At 58.9% G+C, this 15,945-nt stretch carries 17 protein-coding genes; 8 read left to right on the forward strand and 9 right to left on the reverse strand.

The window, feature by feature from the left end; all coding sequences use genetic code 11:
• Positions 1-23: 23 nt before the first annotated feature.
• From ACO07N_RS07410 to acs, 6 genes are all read left to right on the forward strand, one after another.
• Positions 24-626 carry a glutathione S-transferase family protein gene (locus tag ACO07N_RS07410; protein WP_421980406.1) on the forward strand — a complete coding sequence of 201 codons (603 nt, stop codon included), beginning with the start codon at positions 24-26 and terminating at the stop codon, positions 624-626.
• Positions 626-1,138, forward strand: a complete 513-nt coding sequence (locus ACO07N_RS07415; RefSeq protein WP_421980407.1) for an urease accessory protein UreE — start codon at positions 626-628, stop codon at positions 1,136-1,138. Before ACO07N_RS07410 ends, ACO07N_RS07415 begins: the two co-directional genes overlap by 1 nt.
• On the forward strand, positions 1,089-1,841 hold the full coding sequence (locus ACO07N_RS07420; protein ID WP_421980408.1) for an urease accessory protein UreF: 753 nt from the start codon (positions 1,089-1,091) through the stop codon (positions 1,839-1,841). Before ACO07N_RS07415 ends, ACO07N_RS07420 begins: the two co-directional genes overlap by 50 nt.
• Positions 1,838-2,455 (forward strand): urease accessory protein UreG, encoded by a 618-nt coding sequence (ureG, locus tag ACO07N_RS07425; RefSeq protein ID WP_421980409.1) that lies wholly within the window; start codon positions 1,838-1,840, stop codon positions 2,453-2,455. The genes ACO07N_RS07420 and ureG overlap by 4 nt, the downstream gene beginning before the upstream one ends.
• A 96-nt stretch (positions 2,456-2,551) precedes the next feature.
• Positions 2,552-2,953 carry a DUF1761 domain-containing protein gene (locus ACO07N_RS07430; protein WP_421980410.1) on the forward strand — a complete coding sequence of 134 codons (402 nt, stop codon included), beginning with the start codon at positions 2,552-2,554 and terminating at the stop codon, positions 2,951-2,953.
• A gap of 227 nt (positions 2,954-3,180) precedes the next feature.
• Entirely contained in the window at positions 3,181-5,118 is a 1,938-nt protein-coding gene (acs, locus tag ACO07N_RS07435; RefSeq protein WP_421980411.1) for an acetate--CoA ligase, read from the forward strand.
• 67 nt (positions 5,119-5,185) lie between these two features.
• On the opposite strand, the gene ACO07N_RS07440 is transcribed toward acs, so the two are convergent.
• The 4 genes from ACO07N_RS07440 to rplS all read right to left on the reverse strand — a co-directional run bounded on the left by ACO07N_RS07440 (position 5,186) and on the right by rplS (position 9,840).
• Positions 5,186-6,535, reverse strand: a complete 1,350-nt coding sequence (locus ACO07N_RS07440; protein WP_421980412.1) for a pilus assembly protein TadG-related protein — start codon at positions 6,533-6,535, stop codon at positions 5,186-5,188.
• Positions 6,536-6,692: 157 nt separating this feature from the next.
• Positions 6,693-7,250 carry an HNH endonuclease gene (locus tag ACO07N_RS07445; RefSeq protein ID WP_319384805.1) on the reverse strand — a complete coding sequence of 186 codons (558 nt, stop codon included), beginning with the start codon at positions 7,248-7,250 and terminating at the stop codon, positions 6,693-6,695.
• Positions 7,251-7,546: 296 nt separating this feature from the next.
• A complete protein-coding gene (leuC, locus tag ACO07N_RS07450; protein ID WP_421984395.1) occupies positions 7,547-8,959 on the reverse strand; it encodes a 3-isopropylmalate dehydratase large subunit in 1,413 nt (470 codons plus the stop codon).
• 410 nt (positions 8,960-9,369) lie between these two features.
• Positions 9,370-9,840, reverse strand: a complete 471-nt coding sequence (gene rplS / locus ACO07N_RS07455) for a 50S ribosomal protein L19 (RefSeq protein WP_421980413.1) — start codon at positions 9,838-9,840, stop codon at positions 9,370-9,372.
• 638 nt (positions 9,841-10,478) lie between these two features.
• On the opposite strand from rplS, the gene ACO07N_RS07460 reads away from it, so the two are divergent.
• Positions 10,479-11,549 (forward strand): helix-turn-helix transcriptional regulator, encoded by a 1,071-nt coding sequence (locus ACO07N_RS07460; RefSeq protein WP_421980414.1) that lies wholly within the window; start codon positions 10,479-10,481, stop codon positions 11,547-11,549.
• A 10-nt stretch (positions 11,550-11,559) separates the two neighbouring features.
• Here ACO07N_RS07460 and trmD read toward each other — a convergent pair whose 3' ends face one another.
• Positions 11,560-12,270, reverse strand: a complete 711-nt coding sequence (trmD, locus tag ACO07N_RS07465; RefSeq protein ID WP_421980415.1) for a tRNA (guanosine(37)-N1)-methyltransferase TrmD — start codon at positions 12,268-12,270, stop codon at positions 11,560-11,562.
• 123 nt (positions 12,271-12,393) lie between these two features.
• Between trmD and ACO07N_RS07470 the strand changes: the two genes are divergently transcribed.
• Complete coding sequence (locus ACO07N_RS07470) at positions 12,394-12,915, forward strand: antibiotic resistance protein VanZ (protein ID WP_421980416.1); 522 nt, start codon at positions 12,394-12,396, stop codon at positions 12,913-12,915.
• On the opposite strand, the gene rimM is transcribed toward ACO07N_RS07470, so the two are convergent.
• The 4 genes from rimM to ffh are packed head-to-tail and all read right to left on the reverse strand — an operon-like array spanning position 12,861 to position 15,762.
• Positions 12,861-13,418: a ribosome maturation factor RimM gene (gene rimM / locus ACO07N_RS07475; protein ID WP_421980417.1), complete on the reverse strand. Its 558-nt coding sequence runs from the start codon at positions 13,416-13,418 to the stop codon at positions 12,861-12,863. The genes ACO07N_RS07470 and rimM overlap by 55 nt on opposite strands.
• Before the next feature lie 47 nt (positions 13,419-13,465).
• Positions 13,466-13,876, reverse strand: a complete 411-nt coding sequence (rpsP, locus tag ACO07N_RS07480) for a 30S ribosomal protein S16 (RefSeq protein ID WP_421980418.1) — start codon at positions 13,874-13,876, stop codon at positions 13,466-13,468.
• Positions 13,877-13,894: 18 nt separating this feature from the next.
• Positions 13,895-14,218: a chorismate mutase gene (locus ACO07N_RS07485; protein ID WP_421980419.1), complete on the reverse strand. Its 324-nt coding sequence runs from the start codon at positions 14,216-14,218 to the stop codon at positions 13,895-13,897.
• Positions 14,215-15,762: a signal recognition particle protein gene (gene ffh / locus ACO07N_RS07490; protein WP_421980420.1), complete on the reverse strand. Its 1,548-nt coding sequence runs from the start codon at positions 15,760-15,762 to the stop codon at positions 14,215-14,217. The genes ACO07N_RS07485 and ffh overlap by 4 nt, the downstream gene beginning before the upstream one ends.
• Between the last annotated feature and the right edge of the window lie 183 nt (positions 15,763-15,945).

Here is a 15,945-nt window from a genome sequence, read left to right on the forward strand (position 1 = left end):
GAATACGCGTTTGGGAGAGGACAATGTACAAGATCGTCGGATTTCCGAGGACCCGGGCCATGCGGGTGATGTGGCTCCTGGAAGAACTTGGAGAGCCCTATCAGATCGATCCTGCCTTGCCGCAGTCGGGAGACGCCCGCAGCTTCAATCCGAGCGGCAAGGTGCCGATCCTGATCGACGGCGAAGCGGCCATCACGGACTCCGTCGCCATCTGCACATACCTGGCCGACAAGCACGGCCGCTTCACTTTTCCGGCGGGAACCATTCAGCGCGCGCTGCAGGACAGCTTCACCCAGTTCGGCGTTGACGTTCTGGAAGGCGCGCTTTGGACCGCGTCCAAGAACACGTTCATTCATCCCGAAGACATGCGTGTCCCGGAGATCAGGAAGGTCTGCAACATGGAATTCCAGACCGGGTTGGAAACTCTGGAAAAGCGCATTGGTGCAGGCCCCTATGCAATGGGAGAAACCTTCACGATCGCCGATATCATCATCGGACACTGTTCAGGCTGGGCGGTTGCCGCAAAGTTCGACCTGCCGAAGGACGGGCCTGTCTACGACTATTTCAAGCGCCTGCGGCAGCGCCCGGCGTTCAAGGCCATGAAGGCGAAGGTCGACGCAGCATAATGATACGTGTCCAGAAAATTCATCCCGCCGGTAGTTGGCAGGGCGGCCCGGCAGACCGGATTTCACTCGATCTCGATGACCGCTATCGCCGCCGGGCGGTCCTGAGCGGAGAGGGAGGACTGACCTTCCTGCTCGATGAACCGAGCGCGGTGCATCTGCGGCATGCAGATGGTCTTGAGCTGGAGGATGGCCGGATTGTTGAAGTGGTGGCGGAACCGGAGGATCTTGTCGAAATCGAAGCCGACGGCACGGCGCATCTCATCAGGATCGCCTGGCATCTGGGCAACCGGCACCTGCCGACGCAGCTGATGGGCGAAACGCTCAGGATACGCCGCGATCACGTCATCGAGGACATGGTGGCAAAGCTCGGCGGACGCTTGACACCGCTGCAGGCACCTTTCGATCCGGAAGGGGGCGCCTACGGACACGGCCGCACCCACGGTCACGATCACGGGCACAGTCATGATCACGGGCATGATCACCATCATGGCCACGGGCACGGCCATGACTGAACAGATCTCGCCCGCCGCGCTGTACCGATTGATGACCTTTCTCTCCCCGGCCTTCCCGGTCGGCGCCTTCACCTACAGCCACGGACTGGAGCAGGTGATCGAACAGGGCGTGGTGACGGATCGCGTTGAACTCGAACGATGGCTGCAGGATGTCCTGCGCCACGGGGCAGGGCGCACCGACGCGATCCTGCTTGCCGAAACCTGTCGCAAGTTTCTGGCAAACGACAAAGACGGCGTTCAGGATCTTCGCGAGCTCGGCCTCGCGTTGCAGCCCTCGCGGGAGAGACGTCTGGAGACCGCCGCTCAGGGCACGGCTTTCATTCGGACTGTGCAAAAAAGCTGGAGACCGCAAGGCGTCGGGTCGGCCGCCCACTTTCACGAACTTGTCGACGCCGATCAGGACGACTGGCCCTATCCGGTCGCGGTCGGTCTTGTCTGTGCGGCACATGGAATCCCGGCCGGGACGGCGGTCACGTCCTTTCTCCAGGCGTTTGCCGCCAACCTTGTTTCCGCTGCAATCCGGGCTGTTCCACTTGGTCAGAATGACGGGCAGCTTGTCGTCGCCAACCTGGAGGCGGTCATATTTGGCGTCTCCGAAGAAGCGCTCCGGTCGGGGCTCGACGATCTCGGCAGCTCTGCCTTCCTCGCGGACATCGCCTCAATGGCGCATGAAACACAGTATTCGAGGCTTTTTCGCTCATGACATCACAGAACGGTCCCTTGCGCGTCGGTATCGGCGGCCCTGTCGGTTCCGGCAAGACAACCCTGACCGACCGGCTTTGCAAGGCGATGCGCGACACCTTTTCGATCGCCGTCATCACCAACGACATCTACACAAGCGAAGACGCCGAAGCCCTGATGCGGTCCCAGGCCCTGTCCAGCGACCGGATACGCGGCGTGGAAACCGGCGGCTGCCCGCACACGGCCATCCGCGAAGACGCCTCGATCAACCTTGCGGCCATTGATGATCTGACACGATCCATTCCCGATCTCGATCTGGTGCTGATCGAATCGGGCGGTGACAATCTGGCCGCCACCTTTTCCCCCGAACTTGCCGATCTCACCATCTATGTCATCGACGTCGCCGCAGGGGAGGAAATTCCCAGAAAGGGTGGCCCGGGCATCACCAGATCGGACCTGCTCATCATCAACAAGACCGACCTTGCGCCTTACGTCGGGGCTGACCTTGATGTGATGGACCGGGACGCAACGCGGATGCGCAAGTCACGTCCCTTTGTCTTCGCCAACACCAAGGCGGGAGACGGGCTTGACCGTGTCGTCGATTTCATCATCCAAAAGGGTGGGCTCGCCGCCTGACCGGCCTCGGACCGGATGCGCGCAGAACAACATCACGCTTGATCTTTCAACCGTTTCCACTCACCCTGCATCCTCAAAAATGCGGAGGGCGGAACCATGATGTTTGACGGTATCAATCTCTTGGCTGTGGCGGTTGCCGGCGTGGCATCGTTCATATTCGGTTCGATCTGGTACGGCGTTCTGGGCAAGGCCTGGATGGCGGCAGCCGGCCTGACCGAGGAGCAGACCAAACCGGATCCGGTGACGCTCGGCCTGACTTTCGTCTGCCAGCTGGTGATGGCTTTCGTGTTCGCCGGCGTGATCTACCACACCGGTCAGACATCGATCCGCGCCGGACTGATTTCCGCGCTGATGATCTGGGTCGGCATTGTCATGACGACACAGATCATCAACCACCGCTTTCAGGGCAAACCCTGGAGCCTTACGCTGATCGACGGCGGTCACTGGCTCGGTGTGCTGATTGTCCAGGGTGTGGTGATCGGCTGGTTCGGCTCCTGAAACCGCACGCGTACGGAGCAGGGCAAACTCCGGGTCAACCACAAGACTTACACCTAAATCACTACGTATTTGAACGCATTAGACCAAGGACTCGGCGACTAAAGGACTAAAGTTTGGTTCTGGACGCCTACGGGGGCGATCAGCATAATGGCCCCCGGCAAACAAACTGGCAGCGGGGAGGATGATGTGTGCCCGCGCCGGTTCATATTGTTTCGGGAGGTTCTCATATGTCAGACTCTGTTTTCCCCGTTCCGGCGGAGGTTGCCGCACGGGCGCATGTCGACAACGCGAAATACCTGGAGATGTACCAGCGCTCCGTGGAAGACCCCGACGGGTTCTGGGGTGAACACGGCAAACGGGTCGACTGGATCAAGCCTTACACGAAGGTCAAGAATACCTCCTACGACTACCACAACGTCTCGATCAAGTGGTTCGAGGACGGCACGCTCAACGTTGCGGCCAACTGTGTCGACCGGCATCTGGCAACGCGCGGCGACCAGCCCGCCATCATCTGGGAAGGCGATGATCCGAGCGAGCACAAGGTCATCACCTACAACGAGCTTTCCCGGGAAGTGAACAAATTCGCCAACGTCCTGCACGGTCAGGGCGTGAAGAAGGGGGACCGGGTCACCATCTACCTCCCGATGATCCCGGAAGCCGCCTACGCTATGCTGGCCTGTGCCCGCATCGGCGCGATCCACTCCATCGTTTTCGGCGGCTTTTCGCCCGACAGTCTTGCCCAACGCATCGAAGGCTGTAAGTCCGAATGCGTCATCACCGCGGATGAAGGCCTGCGCGGCGGCCGCAAGGTGCCGCTGAAGGCCAATGTCGACAAGGCAGCGGAAAAGGCGCCGGTCAGATCCGTCATCGTGGTCAGGCGCACCGGCGGCGATATCAGCATGACGGACGGGCGGGACGTCTGGTATCACGACGAAGCCGGGCGTGTTTCCGACCAGTGCGACCCGGTCGAGATGAACGCCGAGGATCCGCTGTTCATCCTGTACACTTCCGGCTCGACCGGACAGCCCAAAGGCGTGCTGCACACGACGGGCGGCTACCTCGTCTATGCGTCCATGACCCATGAATACGTGTTCGATTACCACGAGGGCGATATCTACTGGTGCACGGCGGATGTCGGTTGGGTCACCGGTCACAGCTACATCGTCTATGGCCCGCTTGCGAACGGTGCCACCACGTTGATGTTCGAGGGTGTCCCGACTTATCCGGGCCCGGGCCGCTTCTGGGAAGTCTGCGACAAGCACAACGTCAACATCTTCTACACCGCGCCGACCGCGATCCGCGCGCTGATGGGCGCAGGCGACGAGTACGTCACGAAGACATCCCGCCAGTCCCTGCGCCTGCTCGGTTCGGTCGGCGAGCCGATCAACCCGGAGGCCTGGACCTGGTATCACAACGTGGTCGGTGACGGCCGCTGCCCGATCGTCGACACCTGGTGGCAGACCGAGACCGGAGGCATCCTGATTACCCCGCTTCCGGGCGCAACGGATCTGAAACCGGGCTCAGCGACACGGCCGTTCTTTGGCGTCCAGCCCGCTGTCGTTGACGCGGAGGGCAAGTTCCTGGAAGGCGCGACAGAAGGCAATCTTGTCATCAAGGACAGCTGGCCGGGACAGATGCGTACGGTCTACGGCGATCATGAACGTTTCGTGCAGACCTACTTCGCGACCTACAAGGGGCTTTACTTTACCGGTGACGGCTGCCGGCGCGACGAGGACGGCTACTACTGGATCACCGGCCGCGTCGACGACGTGATCAACGTATCCGGACACCGCATGGGGACGGCGGAAGTCGAAAGCGCCCTGGTGGCGCACCCGCAGGTGTCCGAGGCGGCGGTCGTCGGCTACCCGCACGACATCAAGGGGCAGGGCATCTATGCCTATGTCACGCTGATGGAAGGCGAGGAACCGACGGACGAGTTGAAGAAGGAACTGGTCAAGCACGTGCGTGCGGAGATCGGTCCGATCGCCTCGCCTGATCTCATCCAGTTCGCCCCCGGACTGCCGAAGACGCGTTCGGGCAAGATCATGCGCCGCATCCTGCGCAAGATTGCCGAGGACAGCTTCGATAACCTGGGAGACACATCGACGCTGGCCGATCCGGCGGTGGTCGACGATCTGATCGACAACCGCCAGAACCGCGGATGAGACCCGGACGCTGACAACGGAAAAAGCCCGCCGATCCGGCGGGCTTTTTTTAAACGTCGGTTCCAGGTTATTGCGACAGGAAGACCTGCTGGATCTTCTTGGCAATGTTGGAGAAGGCCGCGATCAGATCGTCGGACGACGTCGCGACGTAGTATTTGCCCTCATCGGCGCATTCTTCCATGACGCGTGCCTGGCTCGAAGACGTGGCGGTTCCGAAATAGACCGTATAGATCGTGATCCCGGCATCCTTCATCGCCGAACACAGCCGCAGGGCGCGCTGCGAGGGCTGACCGGAATAGCCGCTCCCGGCCTTCTCAATCCAGTAGTCATTCGTTCCGCTGTAGCACGGCCCGTAATACCGCCTGAAATTGTCACACTCGGAGTAGGTCAGGGTGTGCTTGTCATAGTAGGTGTTGAACGCACCATCGGTCATGATCAGTGCGAATTTCAGCACTTCACTGTTCGAATAGGCTGCAGGCTCGGAGTCGGTCGGCCAAAGGTCTTTCCAGTTGGGAGACAGCGTGTACCAGCCGATGCCGATCCCTGTCTGGGCGGCGGTGTATCCTTCGGTCTCAAGGTTGTCGATCGCCGTCAGGAGGGTGTCCCGGTTGTCCGTCAGCGGCTCCAGAACCGAGTCCGAGCAATCCTGGCTCCGGCGCGTACCCGAGCCATCTCCGGCCGGTTCGACCGTGTAGCTGGCATCGGTGTATTTTTCGTCGCCATCACGCTCGGTCACGCATCTTGTGCTGATACCCCCGGTCGCTGCCGACGCGTAGGTGTCCATGTTCACGCCGACGCTGTACGGCACCAGCGAAATCTTGACCTTGCTTTCCTCTCCGTCTGCGGGAATGAGGATGTTGACCACGGATTCAGCCGCGTCCTTCAAATCGTTAAGCGCCCAGCCCATCGAACCGGTCACGTCGACGACCATCGCCATTTCAACGTCGAAGCGCGAATAGGTCACCTGCGAATTCGTTCCGAATGTGAAGGTTTCCGGACCGAATGCCGTCTGGCCGTAGCCGCCGAAGTCGATGAAGAGATTGTCCATCGTGGCGGCGGAACTGACGGTGATCAGGCCGTTGTCGGCATCGACAGTGAAGGAAAGATTTTCGATCGCTTCATCAAGGAACTCGGCGTCTGCAAGGTTGGCGTTGAACGAATCCGTGATGACGTCCTTGATCTGGTCGTTCGTCATTTCCTGCGTCGACAGGTCGGTGGCCGCGGCAAGGGCCGCCGCATCAAGCGCGTAGGAAAGTTTCTCGCGCGCGTTCACGACCCGGGACACGTCTACCGCGGCACCGGCCATCACCACGATGATGATGAGCATGATACCGAAGAGGGGAATAATCGCGCCGTCCCGATCTTTTCGGAACCGTTGGATCAAATTGTAAAAGTACGGAATTTGTTGCTTGCTCATGACTGCCTCACAGCTCTCATGAGACAGTTATTACAGAAAAGTACCTAAATTCTTAAATGAACCTTCGAAAAGAAGTAAAGGATCTCTTAATTCGAACGGCAAAATGCAAACAATCAAGACATGACTTGATCGAACACAGGCGCGAACTCTGCGTATGTTACGGTTCCAGCTCTGTATCCCAATAAAGAAAATCCATCCAGCTTTCGTGGAGATAGTTTGGCGGAAACCCACGCCCGTTGTTGTGAAGATCCTGGATCGTCGGCTGAAACGGCATGTGCATCGGCCACATGTTGAGCTGTTTGCACGATTTGTTCGATTTGCGCAGGTTACAGGGTGAACAGGCCGTAATCACGTTTTCCCAGGTGGTCAGGCCACCCTTTGATCTCGGAATGAGATGATCGAATGTGAGCTCGTCTTTCGAACCGCAATATTGGCACTGAAATTTGTCACGAAGGAAGACGTTGAAGCGGGTGAAGGCGGGATATCTGCTGGGTTTCACAAAGGTCTTGAGGGAGACAACGCTCGGCAATCGGAATTCGAAGCTCGGACTTCGGACCGCGGCATCATATTCGGCAACGATGTTCACCCGATCAAGAAAGACCGCCTTGATCGTGTCCTGCCAGGACCACAAAGACAAGGGATAGTAACTCAAAGGCCGGTAATCCGCATTGAGTACCAACGCCGGATGGGCTCCCGGCGAAACCGCAATCGTCACCTTCCGCTCCTCACACCTGCTCAGTTCTTCCGGTGTCCGGTCAATCGGACAGCGGAATATGTCCTTTTGTGACGGGAGTATTGTAGTGCCGAGGTGACAGTCTTGTGAAGCCCGTGAAATTCATTTCTGAAGGCTGTTGCCGAAACGTGTTTTGCGACTCGTGATTTTTCTTAAAACTATGAATCAGTTAGACAAATCTCGCATATCCGGGGAAAATTATTTGACTTTGGCGAAAAACAACAAGGGCGCCAGCGGCGCCCTTGGAACATGATTTGCGAACCTTGCGGCAATTCGAATCAATTCGAGGTCCATTCGCGAATATCGACGAAATGACCTGCAATCGCTGCTGCTGCCGCCATGGCGGGAGAGACAAGATGCGTGCGGCCCTTGTGTCCCTGGCGCCCCTCGAAGTTGCGGTTCGAGGTCGAGGCACAACGCTCACCCGGCTTCAGCTTGTCGGCATTCATCGCAAGACACATGGAGCATCCCGGCTCACGCCAGTCGAAGCCCGCTTCCTTGAAGATCAGGTCGAGACCTTCCTCTTCGGCCTGCTCCTTGACCAGACCGGAGCCCGGAACCACCATCGCGTCGACATGGGACGCCACCTTGTGATTTCCGATCACCGCGGCCGCGGCGCGCAAGTCCTCGATGCGGCCATTGGTGCAGGATCCGATGAAGGCGCGGTCAATCTTGATGTCTGTGATCTTGGTGCCCGGCTCGAGCCCCATGTAGTCCAGAGCGCGTTTCTTGGATTCGCGGCGGTTCTCGTCGTCAATCTCTTCCGGATCGGGAACAACCCCTTCAACCGAAACCACATCTTCGGGCGATGAGCCCCAGGACACGATCGGAGGCAGGTTGGCGGCATCCAGCTCGACAACCTTGTCGAAATCGGCGTCCGCGTCGGAATGCAGCGTATGCCAGTAGGCCATTGCCATGTCCCAGGCTTCACCCTTCGGCGCCTTGGGGCGATCCTTGACGTAGGCGAATGTGGTCTCGTCCGGAGCAATCAACCCGGCCCGCGCGCCTGCTTCGATCGACATGTTGCAGACGGTCATCCGGCCTTCCATCGACAGTGACCGAATGGCGTCGCCGGCATATTCGATGACATAGCCCGTTCCGCCGGCGGTTCCGATCTTGCCGATGATCGCAAGAACAATGTCCTTCGCGGTCACACCGTCCGGTATCTGGCCGTTGACCTTGACCAGCATGTTCTTCGCCTTCTTCTGGATCAGCGTCTGCGTGGCCAGAACATGCTCCACTTCCGAGGTTCCGATCCCGTGTGCCAGGGACCCGAACGCGCCGTGGGTCGAGGTATGGCTGTCGCCGCAAACGATCGTCATGCCGGGCAGCGTAAAGCCCTGTTCGGGTCCGACAATGTGAACCACGCCCTGGCGCATATCCAGTTCGGAGTAATACTCGACGCCGAATTCGCTTGCGTTTTTGGCAAGTGTCTCGACCTGGAGAGCGGATTCGGGATCATCGATGCCGTGGCGCCGATCGCTTGTCGGCACGTTGTGATCGACAACGGCAAGGGTTTTTTCCGGGCTGCGAACCTTGCGGCCATGCATGCGCAGACCTTCGAAGGCCTGAGGGCTGGTCACCTCGTGGACAAGGTGCCGGTCGATATAGAGCAGCCCGGTTCCGTCCGGCTGCATGTCGACAACGTGATCGTCCCAGATCTTGTCATAAAGCGTGCGCGCTTTCGCCATCGATCTCTCCTCGTCTGTTTCCAGTGCGGTTCCGCCTGCGTCGGGGCGTCCGCCTTCGGTCTTCTTGCCGGGCAACACGCCCGGCTTCAAGCGTTTCGTAAAAATCTGGCTAGTCATCTGGATCTGAAGTTCGTCTCATTGTGCAGCCTGCTCGGTGCGAACTTCAGATGCAAAAAGATGACTAGCAAGTTTATGTTTCTAGTGTGGTTTTCAAATTTGAAATACGCTCCGGCGTCTGCTGTGAAAATGAGGCGCATTTCAAATTCACCACACTAGTGAATGGCCCAGGCGGGCAAAAACGTCAAGCGTCACCGGGTTGAGCTGAATTCAACTGAGATTGACCGGCGGTCCGGCAAATGAAAAAGGCGGCCCTGAGGACCGCCCTTTCAAATCTCGTTCGATGCGCCGGATTACTCCGCGGCGTCTTCTGCAGCTGCCTGCTCGGCCTTCTTGGCTTCCGCCTTTGCAGCCTTGGCGGCAGCGGCTTCGGCGCGGGCTTCTTCGTTGAGGCGCTTGGAGCGGACGTTGGTGTTTTCTGTGATGCGGGCGGATTTGCCGCGACGGTCGCGCAGGTAGTAAAGTTTCGCGCGGCGGACCTTGCCGCGGCGGACAACTTCAACGCCTTCCAGCATCGGGGAATATATCGGGAAGACACGCTCGACGCCTTCGCCATAGGAAATCTTGCGGACCGTGAAGCTCTCGTTGATGCCGCCGCCGGAGCGGGCGATGCACACGCCTTCATAGGCCTGGGTACGGGTACGGTTGCCTTCGGTGACCTTCACGTTAACGCGAACCGTGTCACCTGGCGAAAATTCCGGAAGCTTGCGTTGCGCTTCGATCTTCGCCATTTCTTCAGCGTTGAGCTGCTCGATGATATTCATGGCATTTTTCCCTTTTCAATTACAAAGCGGCCAGAGCGTTTCCCTGTGACCAGGAAACGGAATTCGCCGACTTTGGGCCATGTTGCATATCAGCCGGTTTGCCTTGGAGACCGGATAAAACACCGGACCTTCAGGCCCTGACGTCGTATATCAGGAGAAAACGTCACCAGCTTTCGCGGGCGTATACAGCAAAAGACGGGCGATGTCATGTGGTTTTTGTGGGTGCCTGGTCCGGGACAAGCGCGGCCCCGTCAAGCAATTCGGAACACCCGGTAAAGATCATTACCGTTTATCACTGTCCAAAAGTGCAATAGTACAGGCGGGCGTTAAATGCTCGTATTGAAAAGAAAAGCAGCGGCACAAGTGCCGCCGCTGATGCTCAGCATTGCCTAAAGTAATTATTGTCGTGTTTCTTCAGCTTTTTACAACTGAAGAGACAACTTTGGTTGCAATGGTCTTCGTATAGCACATTCTTAAAAAAATGTCACGCTGGTATTTACTAATTTAATGTTTTAGGTTTGCTCATTACGGTAAAGTAAGGCGCCCTTACCTTTAGGAAATGTCAATCGATGAGGGATCACTCCGGTTTACTACATAAACTCTATAGTGGTGCTTTGCTCGAGGGCGGACTTACTGGTGTGCTTTCGGATCTTGCAACCCTTTATCCCGATCTGCCGATCTCCTACCAGGCCCAATGCGTTTACGAGAACAGGCACTATGACTGCGCGATGTTCAATCATGGCGAGGGCGCCGAATTCGAACTGAGCCGCGCGGTCTCAGCCAATCCGTTTCCGCCGATCGCGCTGCAATGCGATCCCTCGGATGTGGTCTACACGGGCGATTTCATCTCCACGTCGGATGTCGAAAATACGGATTTCTATCATGAGTTCCTGAAAGACCATGGCGAGATCAACCGGGCTTTCGGTGTCATTTTGCATCGTCATGGCAAGGACTCCGCCTTTGTCGCGGCCAACCTGCCCAGAACGATGAAGCTCCGTGAAGAAGACCATATCCGTCACCTGTTCTCATTTCTGCGGCCGCATCTACAAAACGCATTCAGCCTGTTGCTCGAACTGGCAAAACGCGACTGTGTCCCGGCCAACACCGGCTTCTGGCTGAACCAGATCCCGACGGCGGCCCTCCTGGTTCTGCCGGATGGCAAGGTCACGCATTTCAATGGACAGGCGGAAACATTCCTGCGGACCAGTCAACTGATCTACACGGATCGCACGGTTCGCCTCGCCGCACGAACGCAGGGGCTGCAGAACCAGCTGCACTCCGCGCTGAAAAGGGCGTCTGCCACATCACTTCCCGTCGGTCCGATACCGATGCAGGCGACAGGCAATGGCGGACCGTTCTTCTTTGTCATGCCTGTCCGGCACAAGGATCAGGTACATCCCGGCCTGTCCCCTTTTCTGACGCCGGCCATGCCGCTGCTTGTCACCCTGTTCGACCCCGCAGATGCGCCAAGGCCCTCGGAAAAGATACTGTCCGCCGCGTTCGGCCTGACCGAACGGGAGTGCCTCGTCATTCAGCAGCTGATTTTGGGATTTTCGCTGAAAGAGGCGGCGGACACGTTGCAGATCTCCTACAACACCGCGAGAAATCATCTGGCCAGCGCGACGTCCAAAACCGGAGCACGCTCCCAGGCGGACATTGTCCGCCGCGGGACGCAGCTGCTTGCCAAGCTCGGTGACGGTCCGTCGTAGGGTACGGCCTCTAGTCGACGTCGTCTTCGTCCGCCATGTAGGCGTCCCAGAGATCCGGCCGGCGCTCCCGTGTCAGGCGCTCTGCCTCGGCCATGCGCCAGTCATGGATTTTGCGGTGGTTTCCGGACGTCAGGACATCAGGGATCGCCGACCCTTCGAAATCGGCAGGGCGGGTATAGTGCGGATGCTCCAGCAGCCCTGTTTCGAAGCTCTCCGTTTCCGCGCTTTCCATGTTCCCCATGACCCCGGGAATGAGACGGATGATAGCGTCCAGCATCGTGAGCGCCGCGATTTCACCACCCGAGAGGATGTAGTCGCCAACGGAGACTTCCTCGAGCTGCCGGCTGTCGATGACCCTCTGGTCGACGCCTTCGAACCTGCCGCAGATAATGATCGCGCCGGGCCCGGAGGCCAGTTCATGTGCACGCTCCTGGTTGAACGGACGCCCGCGGGGGCTCATCAGGAGCCGCGGCCGCGGATCGTCCTCGGGGGCTGCGGCATCGATTGCCTTCGCGAGAATGTCCGCACGCAGCACCATTCCGGCGCCGCCGCCTGCCGGCGTGTCGTCGACGCTGCGATGCCTGTCTGTCGCGAAGTCACGGATCTGGCTGGTCTCGACCTGCCACAAGCCCTTGGCAAGAGCGCGTCCCGACAGGCTGTGGCCCAGCGGGCCGGGAAACATGTCCGGATAGAGCGTCAGGATCGTGGTCTTAAAGGGCATCAAGACAACATTAACCTAGAAGATCGAAAATTGCGCCCGCCCGGCGGACAAAAACGTCATGGAAAGAACTGATTAAGCCTGAGAGCGCATGCTGGCAAGAGCGTTTCAATCAGGTCCATTATCGTGTTCCAGTTTCCCGTTCTGCGTTTGAGAATACCCGCCTTTATCCAGAACAAGGTCGATCAGCATTATCTCGACATTTCGGTCAGCCGTGTCGTGCCGCTCGCCGCACTGATAACGTTTGGCGTCCTGGTCGGGCTGGTGTTCGAGACCGGCGTGGGACACCCCTATGACAAGGTCATCCATATCGGCTTTTTCGCCCTTCTGACACTGTCCATACACGCGCTTTTCTGCTGCCGTCTCAGGATCTCGGCCGTGGTCGCATTTGGCATGGGGATCGCCGGGGAGCTCGTACAGGGTTTCCTGCCGCATCATGCAATGTCATTGCCCGACCTGGTGGCAAACGGAATTGGCGTGGCACTGGTCGTTGCACTCATCGCACTGATTCGCTCGGAGGTCACGCAGGCCGTCAAGGATCCCGAGGAGGATCTGAACCTCGGCCGCATGGGATTGCAGCCAATGCCGGTGCGCTACTTGTCCGGCGAAGCTGTCTCCGAGGAATCCGAACTGTCATCGGAAAAGTAATCCTCGGGAAGGTGAGCCGTCACCTGTCCCCGTGACAGGGACACCTCCGGAACAAAGTCCTTCGTGAACGGAATATAGAAGGTGCGCCCGCGCGTCGGGCGGATTTCCAGAAGATCACCGGCGCCGAAGTCCTGCACGGCGATGATTTTGCCAAGATCGTTGCCGTCCCGGTCCAAGACACTGAGCCCGTTGAGATCCGAGTAGTAGAACTCGTCTTCTTCGGGCTCCGGAAGCTGATCCCGCCGGACATAGAGCTCCACGCCATTCAGGTCTTCGGCCTGGTTGCGGTTGTTCACGTTCCGGAATTTGGTGACGACCACCGTTTTCTGAACCCGCGCCCTCTCCACCTCGAACGACGTCACGCCGTCCTTGCTGGTCAGAACGCCGTAGTCGGCAAAGGAAAGCGGGTCATCACCGAATGGTTTGACCCGCACTTCGCCGCGAATGCCGTGCGCGGCGCCGATCTTGGCCATCAGGACCTTCTGACCGTCATCTGAAGTCATGTCAGCAAGCCCTTTCCGGAATAGTCAGCGCCACCCGGATCCCGGAATTACTCGGCTGCTGCTTCTTCCGCAGCACCTTCGCTCGCGGCTTCCGAAGCTTCTGCAGCAGCTGCAGCGGCGTCTTCTTCGGCCTGGCGCTTGGCTTCAAGACGTTCCTTGGCCTTCGCGCCGAGTTCTGCCTTCTTCGGGTTGTTGCGCGGCTCGCGCTTCAGCAGGCCGGCTGCATCGAGAAAACGGTGCACGCGGTCGGTCGGCTTTGCACCGTTGCCGAGCCAGTACTGGATGCGCTCGACGTCGAGCTTGACGCGATCTTCGGAATCCTTCGGCAGCATCGGATCATAGCTGCCGACTTTTTCGATGAAGCGGCCATCGCGCGGCGAGCGGATGTCGGCAACAACGATACGGTAGTACGGGCGTTTTTTGGAACCGCCTCGAGCAAGGCGAATTTTCGTAGCCATTTTGGGTCTCCAGTTTCTTCAGTTGCCGGCTTCTGCGGCAATGGCTTCATGGTGCCGGATCACTTCGCGAACGATGAAGTTCAGGAATTTCTCGGCAAAATCAGGATCGAGATTGGCTTCTGCGGCAAGCCGCCGGAGCCGCTCGATCTGAATCTTTTCCCGCGCCGGATCAGCCGGCGGCAGGTCGTTGGTGGCCTTCAGAACACCCACTTTCTGGGTGCACTTGAACCGTTCGGCGAGCATGTTGATCAATGCCGCGTCGATATTGTCGATGGAGGATCTGAGAGCCTTCAGCTCGTTGACCGCTTCGCTCTGGCCCAGCTGGGCTTCGGCGTTGCTCATCGCTTCTTGCCTTTCCCCATGCCCGGCAGACCGGGAAGTTTCGGACCGCCTAGGCCCGGAAGACCCGGCATTCCAGGTGGCAGACCGGGGCCGCCCAGACCGCCCGGCATGCCACCGGGCAATCCTTTCGGCAGATCCATGCCGCCCGGAAGCTGGCCGGACTTGGCCATTTCCTCGAGTTGCTTCGGATCGACATCCGGCATTCCGCCGCCGAGACCCCCCATCAGCTTGCCGAGCATGCCCTTGCCCTTGCCCATCTTTTTCATCATGTCCGCCATCTGGCGGTGCATCTTCAAAAGCTTGTTGACCTCGGCAACCTGAACACCGGAGCCGGCTGCAATCCGTTTCTTGCGGCTTGCTTTCAGAAGATCGGGTTTCTGCCGCTCGGACGGTGTCATCGACTGAATGATGGCGATCTGGCGCTTGAACATCTTGTCATCGACATTCGCCGCCTCGATCTGTTTCTTCATCTTGCCGACGCCGGGCAGCATGCCCATCATGCCGGACATGCCGCCCAGCTTTTCCATCTGTTTCAATTGTTCGGCGAGATCTTCCAGGTCGAAATGACCTTTCTGCATCTTTTTCGCCATCTTCGCGGCCTGTTCCGCATCGATGGCTTCCGCCGCTTTCTCGACGAGCGACACGATATCGCCCATGCCGAGGATCCGGTCGGCGATCCGCTTCGGATGGAAGTCCTCCAGCGCATCGGATTTTTCACCGGTACCGATGAGCTTGACCGGTTTGCCGGTCACCGCCTGCATGGACAGCGCCGCACCGCCGCGGCCATCCCCGTCCATTCTCGTCAGGACAATGCCGCTGATCCCGACACGCTCGTCGAAGCTCTGCGCCAGATTGACGGCGTCCTGACCGGTCAGGCTGTCGGCGACGAGCAGGATCTCGTGCGGCTGTGCGGCCGCCTTGACGTCCGCCATCTCGATCATGAGAGGTTCGTCGATGTGAATGCGTCCGGCAGTATCCAGCAGGACCAGGTCATAACCGCCGAGCTTGGCCGCGGACATGGCACGATTGGCAATCTCGACCGGGCCCTGTCCCTCGATGATCGGCAGGGTGTCGACGTCGTTCTGCTCACCGAGAACCTTGAGCTGTTCCTGCGCTGCCGGCCGGCGCGTGTCGAGCGAGGCCATCAGCACCTTGCGCTTGTCGCGCTGGGTGAAGCGGCGGGCGATCTTGGCGGTGGTGGTGGTCTTGCCGGACCCCTGCAGGCCGACCATCATGACCGCCACCGGCGCGGGCGCATTCAGGTCGATCGGCTGCGCTTCCGCGCCGAGCATTTCCACCAGCTGGTCATGAACGATCTTGACGACCATCTGGCCCGGCGTGACCGATTTGACGACTTCGGCGCCGACCGCCCGGCTCCGCACCTTGTCCGTGAAGGAGCGCACGATCGGCAGGGCGACGTCGGCTTCGATCAATGCACGGCGAATTTCGCGCATTGCTTCGTTGACGTCGTTTTCCGACAGCGCACCACGGCCGGTGAGCTTGTCGAAAATTCCGCTTAGTCGATCGGACAGGCTTTCAAACATCAAAGGGTCCTTAGGTCATCGGTTTCGGGATGTCTCCCGAACCATATGGTCAACCGGAACCCAGATCCAACTGCAACGCAGCTCGCAAAGCAGTTTCGCACCCGAGGGCGCATCGCGCTGTCGGGTGTTAACCTCCGGGATCTCTTTACACCTTTTCGGGTCCCGGTCGGCGGTTCTGATTTT

Source organism: Roseibium sp. (assembly GCF_965229775.1).
Classification (GTDB): Bacteria; Pseudomonadota; Alphaproteobacteria; order Rhizobiales; family Stappiaceae; genus Roseibium.